This is a genomic window from Actinomycetota bacterium, from assembly GCA_005774595.1.
Lineage (GTDB): Bacteria > Actinomycetota > Coriobacteriia > Anaerosomatales > D1FN1-002 > D1FN1-002.
The window spans coordinates 1-3,897 of sequence record VAUM01000180.1 but is presented as its reverse complement, the minus strand read 5'-3'; the positions used below and the strand labels follow the sequence as shown (position 1 = coordinate 3,897).

General features: G+C 71.5%; 3 protein-coding genes, 1 tRNA gene and 1 pseudogene. 1 reads left to right on the top strand and 4 read right to left on the bottom strand.

Annotated elements, in window-relative coordinates:
- Positions 1–601 precede the first annotated feature (601 nt).
- Both FDZ70_07425 and FDZ70_07420 read right to left on the bottom strand, forming a co-directional pair.
- A pseudogene (locus tag FDZ70_07425) lies at positions 602–757 on the bottom strand (cell division protein ZapC).
- A gap of 980 nt (positions 758–1,737) precedes the next feature.
- A complete protein-coding gene (locus FDZ70_07420; protein ID TLM74022.1) occupies positions 1,738–2,037 on the bottom strand; it encodes a hypothetical protein in 300 nt (99 codons plus the stop codon).
- Between the two features lie 206 nt (positions 2,038–2,243).
- Here FDZ70_07420 and FDZ70_07415 point away from each other — a divergent pair, with 206 nt between their 5' ends.
- Positions 2,244–3,260, top strand: coding sequence for a hypothetical protein (locus FDZ70_07415; GenBank protein TLM74021.1), 1,017 nt, complete (start codon positions 2,244–2,246; stop codon positions 3,258–3,260).
- A gap of 63 nt (positions 3,261–3,323) precedes the next feature.
- Here FDZ70_07415 and FDZ70_07410 read toward each other — a convergent pair.
- Both FDZ70_07410 and FDZ70_07405 read right to left on the bottom strand, forming a co-directional pair.
- Positions 3,324–3,399: transfer RNA gene (locus FDZ70_07410), tRNA-Arg, on the bottom strand.
- Between the two features lie 131 nt (positions 3,400–3,530).
- A complete protein-coding gene (locus FDZ70_07405; GenBank protein ID TLM74020.1) occupies positions 3,531–3,833 on the bottom strand; it encodes a hypothetical protein in 303 nt (100 codons plus the stop codon).
- Positions 3,834–3,897 lie beyond the last annotated feature (64 nt).

Sequence of the window (3,897 nt, the reverse complement as noted above, 5' to 3'; positions counted from 1 at the left end):
GCGGCGCACTACCTGCATTTCGACCTCGGGTACGTGGTGTTCGCCTACGCGGCGGCGGCGCTCGCCTCCGTGCTGTGGGCGTGGCGGCAGTGGCGCGCGGGAGGGCCGCCGGCGCCCGGCGCCGCGCCCGGCCTCGCGCTCGCGTCGCTGGCGGGCGTGGCTGCGTGGCTCCAGGGCCCGTGGTGGTTCGGCACGCCGGACACCTACTACCACCTCGCGGCCGCCCGCTCCCTGCTCGCCACGGGCCGCCCGCTGGTGACCGACCCGTTCTTCGGCACCGCGAGCGAGCAGATCGACTCGACCGCGGGCATCCTGCAGACGCTGCTCGCGGTCTTCGCCAAGCTGACGACCGCCGACGTCGCGGTGCTGTTCCGCCCGCTCACGGCCCTGTCGGCCGCGGCGATGGTGCTCGCGTTCTGGCTGCTCGCGCGGCGCCTCGCCGGCACGTCCCGCGCGGCGTCCGTCGCGACGGCCGCGTGGGTCGTCGGCGCGTGGTTCGCCGACTTCCGCGACTTCGGCTATCCGAACAAGGTGTCCATCTCACTCGCGTTGACGGCCGTGGCGCTGATGGTGTGGGCTGCCGAGGAGAAGCGGCCCGAGATCACGCTCGCCGCGGCGGGGGTCGGGCTCGGGGCGTTCGCGATGCACATCGCCTCGGCCGAGCTCGTGCTGCTGTGCGGCGCCGCGATCGCCGTCGCGCTGGTGGTGGCCGCCGCCGCCTCGGCCGGCCGCGAGCAGGCCGACCTGCTCGGCGGCGCGCGCCGCGTGGGCGCCGCGCTCGCGCTCACGGCGGCCGCTGCGGTGCCGACGCTCCTGCCGCGGGTGACGGCGCTGCGGGGCTCGAGCGTGATCGGCTCGGAGTCGTTCATCTGGGCGGCCGACCAGGTCCGCATGCTCGCGCCGTGGTGGCGGGTCGTCGTGCCGGGTGGCTTCGACTTCGGGGGCTTCTGGGCGTTCGCCATGGCGGTGGTGCTCGGCGTGCTCGCGGTCCTGCGCATCCGCCGCCCGGGCGCGGCCGCGTCGGCGTCCGCCGCCGCGATCGCCCTGCTCGGCCCGGTCATCACCCTCGTGCCGCCGATCTCGACTTGGGCGCTCGGGTTCTCCTCGTACATGGTCGCGCGCATGGCCGAGCTGCTGCGGTTCGCGCCGTACGCGGTCGCGGCGTGGGGCCTCGGCATCGCGGAGACGCAGTCCCGCCGAGGCATGCGGCACCTCACCTGCGCCCTGCTCGCCGTGACGCTGCTGTCCGGCACGCCCTACCTGCTCTCGACGTACGTGCAGGGCTGGGGCACGCCGCGCCGCGGGCACATCTACTCGGTCGCCGAGTCGCGCGCACGCGACCTGCGTCCGGTGCTCGGCCTCTACGACCTGAAGAAGCTCACGGCGATCGTCGACGGCGGCTACCCGGTCGTGATGGCGGACGCCGAGGCGGGCTACTACCTCATGGGGCTGGCGCCCGTCGCCGTGGTCGCGTCGCTGGAGTCGCATACGCCGGTGTTCATCGGCAAGTCGGGCTATCGGACGCGGCTCGCGCACACGCAGGAGTTCTTCACGCCGGGCACGTCGCCCGAGCGCCGCGCCGCGCTGGCCGAGGAGTACGGCGCGCGCTACGCGTTCGTGTTCGCGAAGCAGAAGGATGCCGCGCTCGTAGACGCCGAGCTGCGGGCCGACCCGCGCTACGAGGTGCTCGTCGAGGCGCCTGGGTTCACGTTCTTCGGCGTGAGGTGAGCGTGCGCCTCAGCGGGTGAGGTCCGCGATCATCGAGGGCGTGCGCAGGTTCGCGCCCTCGTCGAGCTCCACCGACTCGCGGAACTCGCAGCCGACGCAGTTGTGCAGCTTCGCGGCGATGCTGTCCTGGACCGTGCCCTTGCACAGCGTCCCGACGATTGCCCAGCACGCCCGGCCGCCGTTCGTGCCGCCGTTGATGCCGTCGACCGTGCGCTCCGTGGAGGCCGGACAGACGCCCAGCTCCATGACGTTCTCGCCGCCGGGCTCGCAGCCGCACTTCTTGAACTCCCAGCAGTTGGCCTTGCCCATGATGCGTCACCTTCCCGTGCCGGCGGGAGCGGCCTGTGCGCGAGTGTATCGGCAGGCCTGGCGGCCGGTTGAGGGCTGGAGGCACTCAGGCTTCGTCAGGAAGGTGAGCGGCGTGCGGGGGCGGGCGAGCGGTGCGATCTCGGCGGCCCGAAGGTGCGGTCAGGTAGACTGGCTGCGGATCGACCTGACGGCGAACGGGAGGCGACGTGGGCGACGACCTGCAGGGCGGCGGCAGCACGGGCACGACCGACGGTGGGCAGCAGGACGCGGGACCGTGGACGCCCGAGACCGCCGAGCCGCCGGCAGCCGAGCAGGCACCGGGTGCGGGGAAGCGGCTCGGGCGCAAGATCCTCATCGGGGTCGCGATCGGCGCACTCGTCTTGTGTGCGGTCGTCGGAGCGGGCGCGGCGATGGCCGGCAAGCTGCTCGTGGGCAAGGCCGAGCGCACCGAGGCCGTCTTCGAGCGCTACAACGCGATCGCTGAGGACTTGGAGGACCTTGAGGCGGCGGCTGTGGGACTGGACACGGCGGTCGGTGATGAGGCAGCCGCGATGGAGGAGTTCGCCGAGGTGGCCGGGCCGGTGCTCGAGGCGACGGCCGCCGAGATCGACGAGGCCGTGAAGCTCGCCGAGGCGCTCGACGACTCGCCGTCCAAGGAGGCACTCGTGGAGGCAGGGACGGAGGCCAAGGAGATGGCGGCCGCCGCGCAGGCCGTCGCGTCCGAGGCGAAGCGCCTCGCGGGCGTGATGTCCCTCGTCGACAGCGCTACGGACGAGCTCGACGCGGCCACTGACCTGATGAATTCGTCCATCGACAACTCGAACCACGAGAAGTGGGACGCGGCGAAGAAGGACGCGGCCGCCGCGAAGGTCCGCGCCGCCGCCGCCCTGAAGCACGTCGACGCACTCGCCGCCCAGAACAAGGACCTCGACGTGGCCACCTGGCGCGCGGTGTTCGTCCTGCAGCGCGACCAGATCGCAGCGGCGGCCGACATCGCCGACTACGGCAAGCGAGGCCGCTACAACGACCTCAACAAGGCCACCGATCGCTACAACGACTTCAACAAACGCCTCAACGACGCCAAGATGCCGGACTGGCTCGAGGACGCCGACGTGCTGCTCGGCGAGCTGATCGACCAGTCCGAGCAGCTCGTGGAGCATGCGGGCGCCTTCGACGAGGCGCTCGCGCGCGCGGAGGAGCGCATCAACGCCGGCCAGTACTGAAGCGCTCCGGGGCGCGAACGCGAACGGGCCGCGGCGAGGAGCCGCGGCCCGTGTCTTCGCGGATGGTGCCCCCGGGAGGATTCGAACCTCCGGCACCAGGTTTAGGAAACCTGTGCTCTATCCCCTGAGCTACGAGGGCGGAACGCTGTTTGACCTGCTCAGAGCCTTGGCGCGTTGGGTCCCACCAGTCTGCAGTACTACCCTGCTACCGCATTGCTACCGTGAAGGCCGTGGCGCGACGGTCTGAGTCCGCCGTATTGTAGCGCGACTCTACGGGAAGGGCAGCGTGATGGGGCTACCCGCGGGCAACATGGCGCGGCATTCGATGAGCTCCCGCTGGAGCCGGTCGCGTTCCTCGGCGAAAGCGTTGGCAAGTTGGCTGATGATGCGCAGCCAGGCCACGGTTGTGGCGAGGAAGAGGGCGAGAACGCCTAGGGCGAGCCAGAGGGGGACGCTGAAGCGCATCGCCAGTATCTCCCAGAGTCGCGACAAGCCCGAGAGGATGAGTCCACCGATGACGGTGGCGAGGGTCGCAGTGATGAGGGACGAGAAGTCGACCTTGGGTTTGTCCATGTGTGCTCTCCGCAGCTAGTTGTCGGTACACGGGTCGGCGGTCACGGCCAGGCTAGCCCGTAGC